Here is a 15322-nt window from a genome sequence, read left to right as displayed (position 1 = left end):
GTGCACCGGGCCGCGAAAGCGCCCGAGTGAATGGCGTCAAATTCGGCGAACCCTGACGGCCGTAAGGCACAAGGCAACGCCGAGCCAAGCTCCGCGAGGAGAAGGTGTAGAGACTAGACGGCGCCCGCCTACCGGCCTCACGGCCCATGGCGAAGGCATAGTCCAGGGAGTCCAGAAATGGGCACAAACCGGAATCCTTTGGTCGCAGGTTCAAGTCCTGCACGGCCTACCACTTGACAACAGCCTGGAAGCGCGCCGAGGTGCAGCCATGAGCGAACTCATTCCCGGCGGCGCCGATGCCGGGCCGGGCTACACCGGCATCCACGGCGACATCGTCGTGCTGCTGGAGGCGGCCCGCCATGCTGCGGCGCGCAGCGTCAATGCGCTGATGACGGCCAGTTACTGGGAGATCGGGCGGCGCATCGTCGAGTTCGAGCAGGGCGGGCGGGGGCGAGCCACTTACGGCGAAGACCTGATCAAGCGCCTGGGCGCCGACCTGACCCGGCAGTTCGGGCGCGGCTTTGGTTGGCGCAACCTGGCTCAGATGCGCAGCTTCTATTTGGCATGGCCTGCCGACCAGATTTTGCAGACGGTGTCTGCAAAATCTTCTGGCCGGCAGATTCTCCAGACGATGTCTGGAGAATCACCTGACCTGCCTGCACTGTCCCAGGCCTTCCCGCTGCCATGGTCGGCCTATGTACGCCTGCTCTCGGTCAAATCCGACGCAGCGCTCGCCTTCTATGAAACCGAAGCCTTGCGCTGTGGCTGGAGCGTGCGACAGCTTGACCGCCAGGTCAGCAGCCAGTTCTACGAGCGCCTTGCCTTGTCGCGCAACAAGGCCGCCATGCTGCAAAAGGCCGAAGCAGCCGAGATCAGCGATGCCGTCACGCCCGAACAAGCGCTGAAGGACCCCTTCGTCCTGGAGTTCCTCAACCTCAAGGACGAGTACTCCGAGTCTGACCTGGAAGCTGCGTTGATCCAGCACTTGGCCGACTTCCTGCTGGAACTGGGCGACGACTTCGCCTACGTGGGCCGGCAGCGCCGCCTGCGCATCGACGACAACTGGTTTCGCGTCGATCTGCTGTTCTTCCACCGCCGGCTCAAGTGCCTCGTGGTCATCGACCTGAAGGTGGGCAGGTTCAGCTATGCCGACGCCGGCCAGATGCACCTTTACCTGAACTACGCCCGCGAGCATTGGATGAAGCCCGGCGAGAACCCGCCGGTTGGCCTGATCCTGTGCGCCGAGAAGGGCGCGGCCGAGGCGCGTTACGCGCTGGAAGGCCTGCCCAACACGGTGCTGGCGGCGGAGTATCAAACCGTGCTGCCCGATGAGAAGCTGCTGGCGGACGAGTTGGACAGGACGAGGCGGGAGCTGGATGCGCGGCGTGTCGGCGGGGGTGATGTGGAGGCTGGGCAATGATCAAGGCAATCGCGAGATCCTGGCGTGGCAGCGTTGCCGCACTTCTGCTGAGCTGTGCCGCCGCCACGTCACATGCCGGCGCCGTCACCGACTGCCCGCTGCGCACCGCGCCCTACTCGGTCGACAGCCCGCTCATTGACGTGCTGCTGTCCCCGCAGGCGACCGCGGCGCTGCACAAGACCTGGCCCCAGGCGCGGTCCTTGCCGGCGATGTTCACCCGCACGGCCATGCCCAGCTTCGCGACGATCATCACGCTGCGCTCGCTGGCGGGCAGGCCCGGCTTTCCGGCACTGGACGCGCTCGATGCCGAACTGCGCGACGTCCCCGTGTCGGACGCCGACCAGGCCGCGCGCTGTGCCCGCTACGACAACGACGTGCCGCAGGCCGCCGTTGAGGCGGGGTCGCCGAAGCTGCTGGTGTTCGAGAAGGTCAACGGCTTCCTGCATGGCCCCGCCATCCAGGCGGCGCGCGACGCGTTGAAGGCCATCGCCGCCAGGCGCGGCTGGTCGCTGACGTTCACGGACAAGGGCGGGGCGATGACGCCGGCCTTCCTGCGCCAGTTCGACGCCGTGATCTGGAACAACGTCAGCGGCGATGTGCTGACCCTGTCGCAGCGAGCGGCCTTGCGCGCCCATGTGGAGGAGGGCGGCGGCTTTGTCGGCTTCCATGGCTCGGGTGGCGACCCGGAGGTGTTCTGGGACTGGTATGTCGACACGCTGATCGGCGCGCGGTTCAAGGGGCATCCGATGAACCCGCAGTTCCAGCAGGCGCAGGTCGTCGTGGAAGACACGGCCAGCCCCATCACCGCCGGTCTCGGGAGCGGCTGGGCGATGAGCGACGAGTGGTACTCCTTCAAGAACAACCCGCGCACCGGCGGCGCGCATGTCCTGGCGACGCTCGACGAGAAGAGCTATGCGCCGGGCGACCTGGCCATGGGCGACCACCCGATCGCCTGGACGCGCTGCATCGGTCGCGGGCGGTCGTTCTATTCGGCGATCGGCCACCGGCCCGAGGCCTACGCCGACGCGCGCCACCTGCGGCTGCTGGAGCAGGCGACCGAATGGGCTGCGGGCAAGGGCGGCACAAGCTGCCCGGCCGGGCGCTAGCGCATGGTTTCGATCACCGTCGACCCCGCGAAGGTCCACGAGTTCCGCGACGAGCAGAGCTTCCACGACTGGCTCGCCGCGCACCACGACCAGGCCGACGAGGTCTGGATCAAGGTCCACAAGGTCGGCTCGGGCCTGGCATCGATCACGCCCAAGCAGGCCGTCGATGTGGTGCTGTGCTGGGGCTGGATTGACGCCGTGCGCAAGGGGCTGGACGAGACCAGCTTTCTGCAGCGCTACACGCCGCGCCGCAGCCGCAGCGTGTGGAGCCAGATCAATGTGGCCAATGTGCAGCGGCTGATCGATTCGGGCCGCATGACGCCCCACGGCCTGCGCGAGGTCGACGCGGCGAAGGCCGATGGCCGCTGGGACCGCGCCTACGGCAGCGGCCGCAACCTGAAGATCCCGGACGACTTGCAGGCCGCCATTGACGCCGAGCCCGCGGCCCGCGCCATGCTCGGCAAGCTCAGCGAGCAGAACCGCTTCGCGCTGGCGTTCCGCGTGCACAGCCTGAAGACCGAGGCCGGCCGCCAGCGCCGGATCGCGGCCTTCGTCGACATGCTCAAGCGCGGCGAGACGATCTACCCGCAGAGCGGGCGTTAGCTTGGTGGCCGTCGTCGGTGTGATCTCGCATACTTGTCGCATCCCCGTTCAACGGCTGTCGCCGCCATGAATGCCACCCCAACAACCGGCGCCTGTCAGGCGGGCGCGCCCGCGCGATGAAGGTCCGCACGCTGCTCACGCTGTCTGCGGTCCTGGGGGCTGCCGTCACCTTGGCGCTGGCCTTCATGCTCTGGCGCGGTGCCTCTTCCTCCGAGGATGCCGAGGCCGGCCAGCAACGGGCGCTGGCGGCGGCGCGGGAAATGTCGTCGCTATTGAGCCTGACGCAGGCCTACGCGCGCTCACGCAGCGAGCAGGATGCGGGCAACTGGCGTGATCGGCAGCGTGACCTGAAGGCGCTGTTGCAGCAGGCCGCTGTGGGCGACCCGGCGCAGCGGGCACAGTGGCTGGCCACGCTGGACCGGCTGCACACAGGCCTCGGCCAACTGGCGGCCGACAGCCCGGAGCCGCCGGTGAAGGCCTTGCTGACCGAGACCCGCAGCCTGGCCGAAGCCATCTTCCAGGCGGCCCGTGAAAAGCGCCTGGCGAGCAACGACGCGGCGCGGCGCTTCCGGCAGACCACGGTCGTGGCCGTCGCGGTGCTGGCCTGCCTGCTCATCGCCCAGGGCATGCTGGTGGTGGCCAAGCTGCTGCGCCCGCTGCGGCGGCTGGAAGGCATGACCGACGCCATTGCGCGCGGCGACCTGCGGCCTTCCGCCGTCGAGGGCGGCGACGACGAGATCGGCCAACTGGCCCGGCGCTTCAACATGATGGCCGACGCGCTGGCGGCGCGCGATGTCTCGCTGCGCCAGCAGATCGAGCAGCGGGAGGCCTCGGAGCAGCGCGTGCGCAGCATCCTGACGAACGCGCCGGACGCCTTCGTCGCCACCGACGGGGCCGGCCGCATCACGGAGTGGAACGTGCAGGCCGAGCGCACGTTCGGTTGGACGCGCGACGAAGCGATGGCGCTGACGATGTCGTCGCTGATCCGGTCCGACAGCACGCGGGTGTCCGTCGTGCAGTCGTTCGCCAGCCGTCTGGAGGCGACGGCGGTGCACAAGGACGGCCGGCTCATCCCGATGGAGTTGTCGGTCGCGTCGGTGCCCGAGGGCGACGGCTTCGCGACCATCGCCTTCCTGCAGGACATCTCCGCGCGCCGGGGCCAGGAGGCCGCGCTGAAGGAGAGCCGGGCGGCCCTGGCCATCACCGGCCGGCTGGCCGGCGTGGGCGGCTGGCGGCTGGACCTCGCCAGCTCGGTCATCCACTGGACCGAGACGGTGCGGGAGATCCACGAGGTTGCCGACGACCACGCGCCCACACTGCTCAGCGCGCTGGACTTCATCGAGCGTGAGGCGCAGCCCAGCCTCATCGCCTGCCTGGAGGAGGGTGTGCGCACGGGCCAGCGCTGGCATGTCGAGGTACCGCTGCGCTCGGCCCTCGGCCGGCGCCGCTGGGTGCGCATCGTCGGCGACACCGAATACGAGGCCGATGGCACGCCGGCCCGCGTCGTCGGCGCGATGCAGGACATCACCGAGCGCAAGAACCTCGAACTGCGGCTGCAGGCGCAGGAGTCGTTCATCCGCAGCATCACTGACCACCTGCCCATCCGCATCGGCTACCTGGACCGCGGCGGGCGCTACCGCTTCGTCAACGAGGCCCACTGCCGCCGATATGGGCTCGGCCGCGACGAGATCCTGGGCCGCACGCGGGAGGAGCTCACCGGCCATTCGCAGACGGTGTCCTACCTCACGGCGGCGCTGGCGGGCCAGGCCCAGCGCTTCGAGTCCGAGGAGGTCATCAATGGCCAGCTGCGCCACATCGAAAGCCAGCTGATGCCGGACGTCGATGAGCTGGGCGAGGTGCGCGGCCTGTTCACGACGGGTGTCGACATCACCGAGCGCAAGGTCGCCGAGCGGGCGCTGCGCGAGCTGACCGACATCTTCGACAACACGCCGGACTTCGTCGTGCAGACCGATGCCAAGGGCCGGGTCAGCTACATGAACCCGGCCGTGCGCGCGGCCTTGGGCTTCGATGCCGATGAGGATGTGAGCGGCCGTGCCTTCCAGGACTACTACACGCCCGCGAGCAGCCGGCGCCTGCTGGACGAGGCCACGCCCTATGCCCGCGCGCATGGCGTGTGGCTGGGCGAGAGCGAGGCGCTGGTGGAGGGCGGGCGGATGGTGCCGGTCAGCCACATGGTCATCGCCCACATGGACGAAGGCGGCCGGGTGTCGCGCTATTCCTCGGTGATGCGGGACATCTCGCAGGAGGTGCGCTCGCGCGACCTCATCCACCGGCAGACCCTGACGCTCAGCTCGGTCGCCGAGGCTATCCCCGCCGTCGTCTCCGCCGTCGGCCCGGACGAGACCTATCGCTTCGTCAACTCCGCCTTCGAGCGCTGGCGTGCCCGGCCGCGTGAAGAGATCCTCGGGCGGCACATCCGGGACGTTCTCGGCGAGGCGGAATACGCGGCCAGCGAGGCCGCCATCCGCCGCGTGCTGCGGGGCGAGACCGTCACCTTCGAGCGCGATTCGACCGCCGGCAACAGCTTGCGCAACCAGCAGGTGACCTATGTGCCGCTGCTGCTGCCCGATGGCGGCATCGACGGCTTCGTCGGCGTCGCGCAGGACGTCACGGCGCAGAAGCAGGAGGAGCTGCGGCTGTTGCAGCTCAGCGAGCGTGATGCGCTGACCGAAGTGCTGAACCGGCAAGGCCTGCAGACCTACCTGGCGCAGCGCCACGACAAGCATGACGAGGGCCTGGCCCTGCTCTACGTCGACCTGGACCGCTTCAAGCCGGTCAACGACACCTACGGTCACCCCATGGGCGACGCGCTGCTGAAGGCCTTTGCCGAGCGGCTGAAGTCGCTGGTGCGGCCCACCGACGTGGTCGCCCGCCTGGGGGGCGACGAGTTCGCCATCGTGCTGCCTGGCATCCGGTCCGCCGGCAATGCGCAGGCCGTCGCAGACAAGGTCGTCGCCGCAGCCGCCGCGCCGTTCCGCATCGGCCAGCTGGAGCTGCAGATCGGCGCCAGCGTGGGCGTGGCGCTGGCCGCAGGCGACGGCTGGGACGGGCTGGTCCACCGCGCCGATGCCGCCGTCTATCGCGCCAAGGCGCGGGGTCGCGGGCAGTGGGCCTGACCCCAAGAGATGATGCTGCCCGCCCGCCGCACAACCAGGAAGACCGACATGACCGATACCCCCTCCGCCGACCTGCAGCATGTCGTCGACGCGCTGCGTGCAGCCCGCCAGCGCTGGCGCGAGCAGCACCGGCGCGGCGACGGGCGCGAGCTGCCGTCGCGCGAGCTGTTGGCCTGCATGATCCAGAGCCTGTCTGGCGCGCTGTTCCCGATGCGCCTGGGGCCACCGACGCTGCAGCCCGAGGGCGAGGACTTCTACGTCGGCCACACGCTGGGCGCCGCGCTGGCCACGCTGCGCCAGCAGGCGGCGCTGGAGCTGGGCCACGAGGCCCGCCAGCGCGGCGACGGCGTGCCGGCGGCCGACCCGGCCGAGCTGGCTGCCCGCTTCGCGCAGACGCTGCCGCGCGTGCGCGAGCTGCTGGACAGCGACGTCGTCGCCGCCTACCAGGGCGACCCGGCCGCGCGCAGCGTCGACGAGGTGCTGCTGTGCTACCCGGGCCTGCGCGCCCTCATCAGCCACCGCATCGCCCACCAGCTCTACCGGCTGGGCCTGCCGCTGATCGCGCGCGTGGTTGCCGAGCTGGCCCATGCCGAGACCGGCATCGACATCCATCCAGGCGCCAGCATCGGCGCGGGCTGCTTCATCGACCACGGCACCGGCGTCGTCATCGGCGAGACGGCTGTGCTGGGCGAGCGCGTGCGGATCTACCAGAACGTCACGTTGGGCGCCAAGAGCTTCCCCACCGATGGCGACGGCCATGTGCTCAAGGGCCAGCCGCGCCACCCGGTGGTCGAGGACGAGGTCGTCATCTACGCCGGCGCGACCGTGCTGGGCCGCATCACCCTCGGGCGCGGTGCCGTCATCGGCGGCAATGTGTGGTTGACGCGCAGCGTCCCGCCCGGCAGCGTCGTCACGCAGGCGGACATGCAGTCGCACGGCGGCGCCGCGCTCCAGCCCGGCTGACAGCCTGCGGGCCTGCGCGTCCGACGGCTGACCTTCGACAGGTCTTTGCGCCGCCCTGATACTGGCTGCCCGAACAGGAGACAGACCCATGAAGACTTGGCTCATCGCCACCCTTGCCCTGACTGCCGTCGCCGCCCAGGCCCAGCCCGCCGACCCGCTGAAGGCCGCCGTTGCCGCCGAGCACCGCACGGTCGGCAACGTCGCCCGCGACGCGTGGCGCCACCCCTACGAGACGCTGAGCTTCTTCGGCATCAAGCCCACCGACACCGTCGTCGAGCTGTCTCCGGGCGGCGGCTGGTACACCGAGATCCTGGCGCCCTACCTGCGCGAGGCCGGCCAGCTCTACGCCGCAGCGGGCGAAGGCGGGCGTTTCAAGGCCAAGATGGACTCCATGGGTGTCTACGGCAAGGTCAAGCTGACCATCTTTGACCCCGCCAACGGCAAGCTCGACATCGCCCCGCCCGGCAGCGCCGACGCGGTGCTGACCTTCCGCAACGTGCACAACTGGATGAGTCAGGGCCCGGAGAAGACCCAGGCCGTCTTCAATGCCGCCTTCAAGACGCTCAAGCCGGGTGGTGTGCTGGGCGTGGTGGAGCACCGCCTTCCGGCCTCGCGCACGCAAGACCCCAAGGCGGCCAGCGGCTATGTGCAGGAAGCCGTCGTCATCAAGTACGCCGAGGCCGCCGGCTTCAAGCTGGCGGGCCGCAGCGAGGTCAATGCCAACCCCAAGGACACGGCCGACCATGAAGGCGGTGTCTGGACGCTGCCACCTGTGAACAACAACAAGGACCGCGCCAAGTACCAGGCCATCGGCGAGAGCGACCGCATGACGCTGAAGTTCGTCAAACCTTGAAACTGCACGCCGTCGTCGGCTACGGCCGGCTGGGCCGGGCGTTGGTGCCGGCGTTGCGGGCGGCGGGCGAGGAGGTTGTCATCGCCCGCCGTGCCGATGGTGAAGCCGCCCTGGCCGACGTGGTGCAACGGGCCGATTGGGTCTGGCTGACCGTTCCCGATGACCACATCGCCGCGACGGCCGCCGGCCTGCCCTGGCGCGATGGGCAGCTCGCGCTGCACTGCAGCGGCGCGACGCCGCTGGCCGCGTTGGCCGCGGCGCCGGCTGCGGCGGGCTTCCACCCGCTGAAGCTGCTGGCGGGTGATGCCGGCCTGGCCGGCGCGCATGTCGGCATCGAGGCCGCCGAAACCCATCGCCCTGCGCTGCAAGACCTTGCACACCGGCTGGGCCTCGTGCCGCTGGCGCTGCCGTCGCCCATGAGCGCCCAGGCCCGCGCTGCCTATCACGCTGCCGCCAACCTGGCCGCCAGCGGCGTGCTGGCCGTGCTGGCCGAGGCCGGCGCGCTGTGGCGCGCGGCCGGCCTGGCCGCGGGCGACGCGCTGCCCGCGCTGCTGCCGCTGACACGCGGTGCGCTGGACACGGCCGGCGCGCGCGGGCTGGCCGGGGCGGTGTCCGGCCCCGTCGCCCGCGGCGACGCCGGTGTGCTGGCGCGGCATCTCGACGCGCTGCAGTCGGCCGGCTTGCCGGATGACCTGATGCGGGCACTGGCGCGGCGCCAGCTGGCGCTGGCCGAGGCCGCCGGGCGGCTGGACGCGACGCAGGTCGCCGCACTCCGCACGCTGCTCGCCTGACAGCGTTTGCAGCGCGCGTGACAAAGGTGGCGTTCGCCCCCCGCCGGCGCGTTCCTGGCCGGGGGCGCGCGACTTAGACTGCCGTCGCCCCTGTCGCTGTGGTCGGGGCCACCAGGGAGTACCTCATGTCCGACGCCTCCATCCAGGCCTTGATTCGCGCCGACGCCGCCCAGATCCTGCACAACGTCGTCGATGAGCTGCCGGATGCCCGCGAGCGTCTGCAGTATGTGCGCAGCATGACCGAGCAGGCCGCCACCAAGGTGCTCAACCTCGTGGAGGCCGCGCAGGAAGACGCCGAGGCCGTGCGCAAGAAGGGCCGCGAGCTGTCCGACGCACTGAACCGCCTGGCGCTGTCCAGCAACATCAGCCCGGACCGTGCCCGTGCACTGATGAAGCTGTGCGCGGCCTATGCGTCGGACGCTGCCAGCTTCGCCGCGCGCGAGAAGTCGCTGCACACCGAGATCATGATGTCGCAGGACTTCCAGGATCTCTCTGGCCAGGTCATCAACAAGGTCAGCAAGATGCTGGAGCGCGCCGAGCCGCCGCTCAAGGACCTGATCTCGTCGCTGCCCGCGCCCGTCGCAGTCGCGGCGTCTGATGAACTCGGCGGCGTGCAGACGCCCGACAAGGCGCTCAAGCAGGACGATGTGGACGACTTGCTGGCCAGCCTGGGTTTTTAGTCAGTTGGGGACAGAGCTACTCGCTGCACTCGATCAGTCTGTCCCGCAAAGCCATCAAATCCAGCTCGCCGGGTCCAGCCGGTAGTAGCCGCTCAGCTCCGCGTACAGCGCCGGGTGGTGGGCGACAAGCTCTGCCGGCCGCTCGAAGAACAGCTCGCTGATCACGGCGAAGAACTCCGCCGGGTCGGTTGCGCCATAGGCGTCGATCAAGCCCGTCTCACCACGCGCGAGCCGCCAGCGCAGCGCATCGAACTCGTTCTGCATCACCGTCGACCAGCGCCGGTAGGCCTCGGTGGTCGGCAGCGCGGGTGCGCCGTTCGCCGCGCCGTTGGCCTGGTCCAGCTGGTGGGCGAACTCGTGGATGACGACGTTGTGCCCGTCGCCCGGCGTGGCCGCGCCGCGCTTGACCTCGTCCCAGGCCAGCAGCACCTGGCCCTGGCTCCAGCTCTCGCCGGCCAGCACGCGGCGCTGGTCGGACTGCACGCCGCCCTCGGTCACCGGCCGCTCCACGACGAAGGCGCCCGGATAGACCAGCACCTGGCGCAGCTCCGGGTAGATGCCGCGCGCCGCGCCCAGCAGCGGCAGGCAGGCCAGCGCGGCGATGGTGACGCGCACCTCGTCCGTCACCTTCAGCCCGCCACAGCCGAGGATGGGTTTCTCGGCCAGGAAGACCTGCATCAGCCCCTTGAGCCTGAGCTGCTGGCGGGCCGGCAGCCGTGACACCAGCGGCACATGGCGACGCAGCAGCCGCCGCCAGGCGGGCGGGAAGGGCTTGCCGGCCAGGCGCTCGCGCCGCCGCCTGACCCACAGCGGCCACAACGCGATGGCCGTGGCGGCAAGCAGGGCGATGGCGAACCAGATGAGCAGCGGCATGGCAGGCAACTGGGCCCGGCGGCGCGCTTTGCAAGCCCCCGCGGACCTTGAAGCGCGCTGGGCTCGCGTAACGTGCGGGCATGTCCGAGCCCGCCCACCCAACCGGTCTGCAAGCCTGGCAGGTGCTGCTGGGCGGTATCTGCGCGCTCGTGCTGACCGTCGGCCTGGCGCGCTTTGCCTACACGCCGTTGCTGCCGCAGATGCATGGTCAGGCCGGCCTGGGCGTGGCCGACGGCGGCCTGCTGGCGGCCATCAACTACGCCGGCTACATGAGCGGCGCGCTGCTGGCCGCCGGCATCGAGAACCCGGTCTGGCGCCGGCGCCTGTACAGCGCGGCGCTGCCGCTGGCCCTGGTCATCACGGCGCTGATGGGCTGGAGCGCGTCGTTCGCCGGCTGGGCGGTGTCGCGCTATGTCGGCGGCCTGTGCGGCGCGGCCGGCATGCTGCTGGGCTCGGGCCTGGTGCAGGGCTGGTTGATCCGCTCCGGGCGTCGGCCGGAGCTGGGCCTGTACTTCATCGGCCTGGGCCTGGGCATCGTCGTGTCGGCCGTGGGCGCGATGGGCATGTCGGGCCTGAGCCTCGCCTGGGCCGCGCAATGGCAGGGCTTCGCGCTGCTGGGGCTGGTGTTCCTGATCCCGGCCTGGCTGTGGCGCCCGCCGGTTCCGCCACCGGCCGTGAAGTCCCACGCCGGCGCGGCGCCGAGCCGGCGCTGGATGGCGCTGATGCTGGCCGCGTATTTCTGCGCCGGCTGGGGCTTCGTCATCAACGCCACCTTCACGGTGGCCATCGTCGAGAAGCAGCCGTTGCTGGCCGGTCAGGGGCCGTGGGCCTGGCTGCTCGTGGGCCTCGCGGCCACGCCGGCGGTGTTCGTATGGGACCGCATCGCCCGCCGCACCGGCGACGTCGGCGCGCTGCTGATTGCCTTGGGCGTGCAGATCGTCGGCGTGTTGCTGCCCGCGCTGTTCGGCAGCCTCGTGGCGGCGCTGCTCGGCGCGCTGCTGTACGGCGCGACCTTCATCGGCATCGTCAGCCTGACGCTGGCCCTGGTCGGCCGCCGCTCGCCGGCCAACCCCGGGAAGGCGATGGCGCGGCTGACGCTGAGCTATGGCGCCGCGCAGATCGCTGCGCCGGCGCTGACGGGCCGCATGGTGGAGGCCAGCGGCAGCTTCGACGCAGCGCTGTGGCTCACGGCCGGCGTGCTGGGGCTGGGCATGCTGGCCCTGTCCGCCGTGTTGCGTGAAGGGCGTGACGCGAGTAACTCTGTGTGACCTCGTCATCCGCCGAGCGCGTTCGGCGGTTAAGCGCGGACGGTCGCATCCAGCGGCCGGGAGATCACCCCATGAAACGACTGGCCCTGGCCATCACGCTGTTGACCTCCGCTGCCCTGCTGTCGGGCTGCATCATCGTGCCGCACCGCCACGGTGGTCATCGTGGCGACCACCATCACCGCTACAGCAGCCACCACGACAGCGGCCCCGTCCACGCGCAGCCCCGCTACCGGCGCTGATGACGGCGACGCTGGTCAGGCGTTGCGGCGGCCGCTGCGGCGCAGCTTGTCTGCTGCGGCTGCGGCTTCCTGCTCGGCGGCTTGCTGCGCCTGCAGGCCGGCAGCGGCCTTGCGCCAGGCCGCCATCTCTTCCGGGCTCTCCAGCGTGATGCGGCCCAGCAGGCCCTGCCGGTAGTCCACCAGCAGCGCTTCGGCGGCCTTGTGCATCTGCACCGCGCCGCCCCGTATCTTGGCGCCGCGCTTCAGGCCGATGGCCTCCAGCACCGCGTCGTCCGCACCCAGTTCGGCCAGGCCGTAGCGTTCCTGCAGCCGCTCCGGGTAGCGGCGCTTGAGCGTGGCGATCAGCTCCAGCGCCACCTCCTCCTCGTCGAAGGCATTGCGGCCGATGGCGCCGCTGGCGGCGAGGTTGTAGCCGCTTTGCTCGATGGAGATGCGCGGCCACAGCATGCCGGGCGTGTCGAACAGGTAGAAGCCGTTCTCCAGCACGATCTTCTGCTCGATCTTCGTGATGCCCGGCTCGTCGCCCGTCTTGGTGGCGCGCTTGCCGACCAGCGTGTTGATCAGCGTGCTCTTGCCGACGTTGGGAATGCCGCAGATCAGCACGCGCAGCGGCTTGTGCATGTCGCCGCGCAGTGGCGCCAGCTCGCGGCAGGCCTTGATGAGGGCGCGGGCCGGGGCCTTGTCAGCGGCATCCAGCGGGATGGCGCGCGTGTGCGGCTGGGCGTTGTAGAAGGCCAGCCAGGCCTCGGTCTGCACCGGGTCGGCCAGGTCCTGCTTGTTGATGACCTTCAGCGACGGCCGGCCGGTCGTCAGCGCCGCCAGCAGCGGGTTGCTGCTGGAGCCGGGCAGGCGCGCGTCCAGCAGCTCGATGACCACGTCCAGCCCCGCCTTCACGCGATCCTTGATCGCCTGGCGGGTGGCATTCATGTGGCCGGGAAACCAGTTGATGGGCATGCGTTGAGGATTCTTGGGATTGCGGGACGGAACGGATTCGGCTTTGCATCCGGTTACCGGGCCGGTGCCGTATGACCCCAAGATTGTCATGTCGACTTGGGGCGAACATGAGATTCGAAGGAATTCTCAGCGCGTGGAACCCAGATGCCGGTTACGGCACGATCCGGGCGCTGAATGGTGGTGATGAGCTGTTTGTCAGCCTGGGCGCATTCCCGATGGACGGGGAGGGGCCCCGGCTGGATGAGCCGTTCAGCTTTGAAGTTGTGTCCGGCCGTGACGGTCGCAAGCAGGCCGTGAACCTGAAGCGGCTGCCGCGTGCGGCGCCGCCTGCGGTGTTGCGCGAGGCCACCGCCGGTGCCCGCGCCAGGACGCGGCAGATGCAAAGAAAACGGCGCCTGGGCCTGGCGGCCGGCGCCGTTGTCGCGGTGATGCTGGTGGCGGGCGGGATGCGCTGGTGGCAGCCCGACGGCACGGCCGCCGAAGTGCCGGCGGCGCTTCGCCGCTAGCTCAGTCTTCGTTCTTGAACACGAGCTTGACTTCTACGCTCGTCTTCTCGCCGGGCGCCTCGTACTTCCATTCCATCAGCGCCGACGTCACCGCGCGGTCGAAGACGCGCTTGGGTTCGGCTTCCAGGATTTCGACGCTGCTGACCTTGCCGTCAGCGTCGATGTTGACCTTGGCCTTGATGACGCCGGTCGAGATGCCCTTCTTGGCCGCCTCGTTCGGGAACTCGGGCGGCACCTTCTTGACGACCTTGGGCGGGTTGGCGGTGGCGGCGAAGGCGATCATCAGGCCGACGGCCGCCGTGGAGATGGTGCGGAGCAGGCGCGGATAGGCGGACATGGCAGACCTCGGGTCGAAACGATGGGGGTGCGGGTTCAGGCGGCGCGGAAGAAGCCAACCGCCTCGATGAGCCGGGTCGAGCTGTCGCGCAGCGCGTCGGCCGAGCGGCTGAGGTCGCCGACCAGCGTCGTGTTCTGCTGCGTGGCCTTGTCCAGCTCGTTCATCGCGCCGTTGACGACGCCCACGCCCGTGGCCTGCTCCTGGGCCGAGTGCGAGATCTCCTCGATCAGCTGGCCCATGTTGTTGACTTCGTCGACGACGCTGCGGATGGTCACGCCGGCGTTGTTGACCAGTGTGGTGCCGTTCTCGACCTTGACGGTTGATTCCTGGATCAGCACCTTGATCTCCTTGGCGGCGCCGGCCGAGCGTTGAGCCAGCGCGCGCACTTCGGCGGCCACCACGGCGAAGCCGCGGCCATGTTCGCCGGCACGCGCGGCTTCAACGGCGGCGTTCAGCGCCAGGATGTTGGTCTGGAAGGCGATGCCGTCGATGACGCCGATGATGTCGCCGATCTTCTTGGAGCTGGCACTGATCTCTTCCATGGTCTCGACGACCTTGGAGACGACGGCGCCACCGTTGCTGGCGGCCTGGCGGGCCGTCACGGCGATGCCGGCGGCGCGGCGGGTCAGGTCGCTGGCGCCCTTCAGCGTGGAGGCGATCTCTTCCACCGAGGCGGCGGTGTTCTGCAGGCTGGCGGCGGAGCGCGTGGTGCGCTCGGCCAGGTTTGAGTTGCTGTCGGCGATGGAACCGGAGTTCGAGGCCACCTCGCTGGCGGCGGTGGACACGTCGCGCACGACGCCCGACAGCGCCAACTGCATGTCCTTCATGGCCTGCAGCATCTGGCTCAGCTCGTCGCGGCCTTCGACCTGGATGTCTTGCGTCAGGTCACCGGCGGCAATGGCCTCGGCGGCGTGTTGGGCCTTGCGGGCCGGACCGACGATGGAGCGCGAGATCAGCAGAAAGGCACCGAAGCCCAGGGCCGCAGCGACGACGACCAAGCCGGCCGTCAGCAGGACCGAGGAACGGGCCAGCTCGCCGCCTGAGACGGCGAGTGCCTTGGCGCTATCGAACTGCATGTCGACCAGCTTCTTCAGGCCGTCCTGCAGCGCCGTCTGGGCGGGGCGCAGGTCGGTGATCAGGCTTTCGCGGGCTTCGTCGGGGCTGCCGTCGGTCTGGATCTTCTGGAACTTTTCCAGCGCGGCGAGGAACTTGGTCTTGTGGGCGCGCACTTCGGCGACGACCGCCTTCTCGGTGTCGTCGTTGGCCGCTGCGGCCGCAGCCTCCAGGCTGGTCAGCTGCTTCTCGGTTTCTTCCACCGCGCCGACGATCGCTGTCTTCTGCTTCTTGATGGCACCGGCGGTGTCCAGCAGCAGCAGGTCGCGCACAGCGCGGGCAATGATGTTGACCTGGCTTTCAAGCGCGTTGGCCGAGGCGATCTTGACCAGGCTGGTGTTGGCCGTGCGGTCCAGGTCACCGGCCAGGCGGTTGGCGTTGGTGGCGCCATAGAAGCCGATCGCGATCAACAGCAGGATCAGCAGGCCGAAGCTCACGAAGAGGCGCTGGCCGATGCGCAGTTGCGTCAGGAAGTTCAT

15 protein-coding genes are annotated in these 15322 nt (G+C 69.8%); 11 read left to right on the top strand and 4 right to left on the bottom strand.

Features of this window, described 5'->3' with window-relative positions:
• The first annotated feature begins 268 nt into the window (after positions 1-268).
• From ACG00Y_RS11525 to ACG00Y_RS11490, 8 genes are all read left to right on the top strand, one after another.
• Positions 269-1420: a PDDEXK nuclease domain-containing protein gene (locus ACG00Y_RS11525; RefSeq protein WP_394478902.1), complete on the top strand. Its 1152-nt coding sequence runs from the start codon at positions 269-271 to the stop codon at positions 1418-1420.
• Positions 1417-2526 carry a ThuA domain-containing protein gene (locus tag ACG00Y_RS11520; protein ID WP_394478900.1) on the top strand — a complete coding sequence of 370 codons (1110 nt, stop codon included), beginning with the start codon at positions 1417-1419 and terminating at the stop codon, positions 2524-2526. The genes ACG00Y_RS11525 and ACG00Y_RS11520 overlap by 4 nt, the downstream gene beginning before the upstream one ends.
• Positions 2527-2529: 3 nt before the next feature.
• On the top strand, positions 2530-3129 hold the full coding sequence (locus ACG00Y_RS11515; RefSeq protein WP_394478898.1) for a YdeI/OmpD-associated family protein: 600 nt from the start codon (positions 2530-2532) through the stop codon (positions 3127-3129).
• Positions 3130-3245: 116 nt separating this feature from the next.
• Entirely contained in the window at positions 3246-6266 is a 3021-nt protein-coding gene (locus ACG00Y_RS11510; protein WP_394478896.1) for a PAS domain S-box protein, read from the top strand.
• Between the two features lie 48 nt (positions 6267-6314).
• The gene (gene epsC, locus ACG00Y_RS11505) at positions 6315-7229 is read left to right on the top strand and encodes a serine O-acetyltransferase EpsC (RefSeq protein WP_394478894.1); all 915 of its coding nucleotides are present in this window, start codon (positions 6315-6317) and stop codon (positions 7227-7229) included.
• An 88-nt stretch (positions 7230-7317) separates the two neighbouring features.
• Positions 7318-8082, top strand: a complete 765-nt coding sequence (locus ACG00Y_RS11500; RefSeq protein ID WP_394478892.1) for a class I SAM-dependent methyltransferase — start codon at positions 7318-7320, stop codon at positions 8080-8082.
• Positions 8079-8873, top strand: coding sequence for a DUF2520 domain-containing protein (locus ACG00Y_RS11495; protein WP_394478890.1), 795 nt, complete (start codon positions 8079-8081; stop codon positions 8871-8873). Before ACG00Y_RS11500 ends, ACG00Y_RS11495 begins: the two co-directional genes overlap by 4 nt.
• A 125-nt stretch (positions 8874-8998) precedes the next feature.
• Entirely contained in the window at positions 8999-9553 is a 555-nt protein-coding gene (locus ACG00Y_RS11490) for a protein phosphatase CheZ (RefSeq protein WP_394478888.1), read from the top strand.
• A gap of 54 nt (positions 9554-9607) precedes the next feature.
• Here ACG00Y_RS11490 and ACG00Y_RS11485 read toward each other — a convergent pair whose 3' ends face one another.
• Complete coding sequence (locus ACG00Y_RS11485) at positions 9608-10426, bottom strand: M90 family metallopeptidase (RefSeq protein WP_394478887.1); 819 nt, start codon at positions 10424-10426, stop codon at positions 9608-9610.
• An 80-nt stretch (positions 10427-10506) separates the two neighbouring features.
• Here ACG00Y_RS11485 and ACG00Y_RS11480 point away from each other — a divergent pair, with 80 nt between their 5' ends.
• Positions 10507-11694, top strand: coding sequence for a YbfB/YjiJ family MFS transporter (locus ACG00Y_RS11480; protein WP_394478885.1), 1188 nt, complete (start codon positions 10507-10509; stop codon positions 11692-11694).
• A gap of 71 nt (positions 11695-11765) precedes the next feature.
• Positions 11766-11933 carry a hypothetical protein gene (locus tag ACG00Y_RS11475; RefSeq protein WP_394478883.1) on the top strand — a complete coding sequence of 56 codons (168 nt, stop codon included), beginning with the start codon at positions 11766-11768 and terminating at the stop codon, positions 11931-11933.
• A 15-nt stretch (positions 11934-11948) separates the two neighbouring features.
• Here ACG00Y_RS11475 and ylqF read toward each other — a convergent pair whose 3' ends face one another.
• Positions 11949-12887, bottom strand: coding sequence for a ribosome biogenesis GTPase YlqF (ylqF, locus tag ACG00Y_RS11470; protein ID WP_394478881.1), 939 nt, complete (start codon positions 12885-12887; stop codon positions 11949-11951).
• Between the two features lie 71 nt (positions 12888-12958).
• Between ylqF and ACG00Y_RS11465 the strand changes: the two genes are divergently transcribed.
• Entirely contained in the window at positions 12959-13393 is a 435-nt protein-coding gene (locus ACG00Y_RS11465) for a cold-shock protein (protein ID WP_394478879.1), read from the top strand.
• Position 13394: 1 nt separating this feature from the next.
• Here the strand turns inward: ACG00Y_RS11465 and ACG00Y_RS11460 are convergent, their stop codons facing one another.
• Both ACG00Y_RS11460 and ACG00Y_RS11455 read right to left on the bottom strand, forming a co-directional pair.
• Positions 13395-13730 carry a TonB family protein gene (locus ACG00Y_RS11460; protein WP_394478877.1) on the bottom strand — a complete coding sequence of 112 codons (336 nt, stop codon included), beginning with the start codon at positions 13728-13730 and terminating at the stop codon, positions 13395-13397.
• 35 nt (positions 13731-13765) lie between these two features.
• Complete coding sequence (locus tag ACG00Y_RS11455; protein WP_394478875.1) at positions 13766-15322, bottom strand: methyl-accepting chemotaxis protein; 1557 nt, start codon at positions 15320-15322, stop codon at positions 13766-13768.

The organism is Pelomonas parva (genome assembly GCF_043555835.1).
Classification (GTDB): domain Bacteria; phylum Pseudomonadota; class Gammaproteobacteria; order Burkholderiales; family Burkholderiaceae_C; genus Pelomonas; species Pelomonas parva.
The sequence above is the reverse complement of the archived record's forward strand: the minus strand, read 5'-3'. Positions and strand labels throughout refer to the sequence as shown.

Coding starts and splice junctions, on each gene's coding strand:
- ACG00Y_RS11500 (WP_394478892.1), top strand. CDS start 7,318: ATGAAGACTTGGCTCATCGCCACCCTTGCCCTGACTGCCGTCGCCGCC.
- ACG00Y_RS11490 (WP_394478888.1), top strand. CDS start 8,999: ATGTCCGACGCCTCCATCCAGGCCTTGATTCGCGCCGACGCCGCCCAG.
- ACG00Y_RS11460 (WP_394478877.1), bottom strand. CDS start 13,730: ATGTCCGCCTATCCGCGCCTGCTCCGCACCATCTCCACGGCGGCCGTC.
- ACG00Y_RS11520 (WP_394478900.1), top strand. CDS start 1,417: ATGATCAAGGCAATCGCGAGATCCTGGCGTGGCAGCGTTGCCGCACTT.
- ACG00Y_RS11455 (WP_394478875.1), bottom strand. CDS start 15,322: ATGAACTTCCTGACGCAACTGCGCATCGGCCAGCGCCTCTTCGTGAGC.
- ACG00Y_RS11515 (WP_394478898.1), top strand. CDS start 2,530: ATGGTTTCGATCACCGTCGACCCCGCGAAGGTCCACGAGTTCCGCGAC.
- ACG00Y_RS11485 (WP_394478887.1), bottom strand. CDS start 10,426: ATGCCGCTGCTCATCTGGTTCGCCATCGCCCTGCTTGCCGCCACGGCC.
- ACG00Y_RS11475 (WP_394478883.1), top strand. CDS start 11,766: ATGAAACGACTGGCCCTGGCCATCACGCTGTTGACCTCCGCTGCCCTG.
- epsC (WP_394478894.1), top strand. CDS start 6,315: ATGACCGATACCCCCTCCGCCGACCTGCAGCATGTCGTCGACGCGCTG.
- ylqF (WP_394478881.1), bottom strand. CDS start 12,887: ATGCCCATCAACTGGTTTCCCGGCCACATGAATGCCACCCGCCAGGCG.
- ACG00Y_RS11510 (WP_394478896.1), top strand. CDS start 3,246: ATGAAGGTCCGCACGCTGCTCACGCTGTCTGCGGTCCTGGGGGCTGCC.
- ACG00Y_RS11465 (WP_394478879.1), top strand. CDS start 12,959: ATGACCCCAAGATTGTCATGTCGACTTGGGGCGAACATGAGATTCGAA.
- ACG00Y_RS11525 (WP_394478902.1), top strand. CDS start 269: ATGAGCGAACTCATTCCCGGCGGCGCCGATGCCGGGCCGGGCTACACC.
- ACG00Y_RS11480 (WP_394478885.1), top strand. CDS start 10,507: ATGTCCGAGCCCGCCCACCCAACCGGTCTGCAAGCCTGGCAGGTGCTG.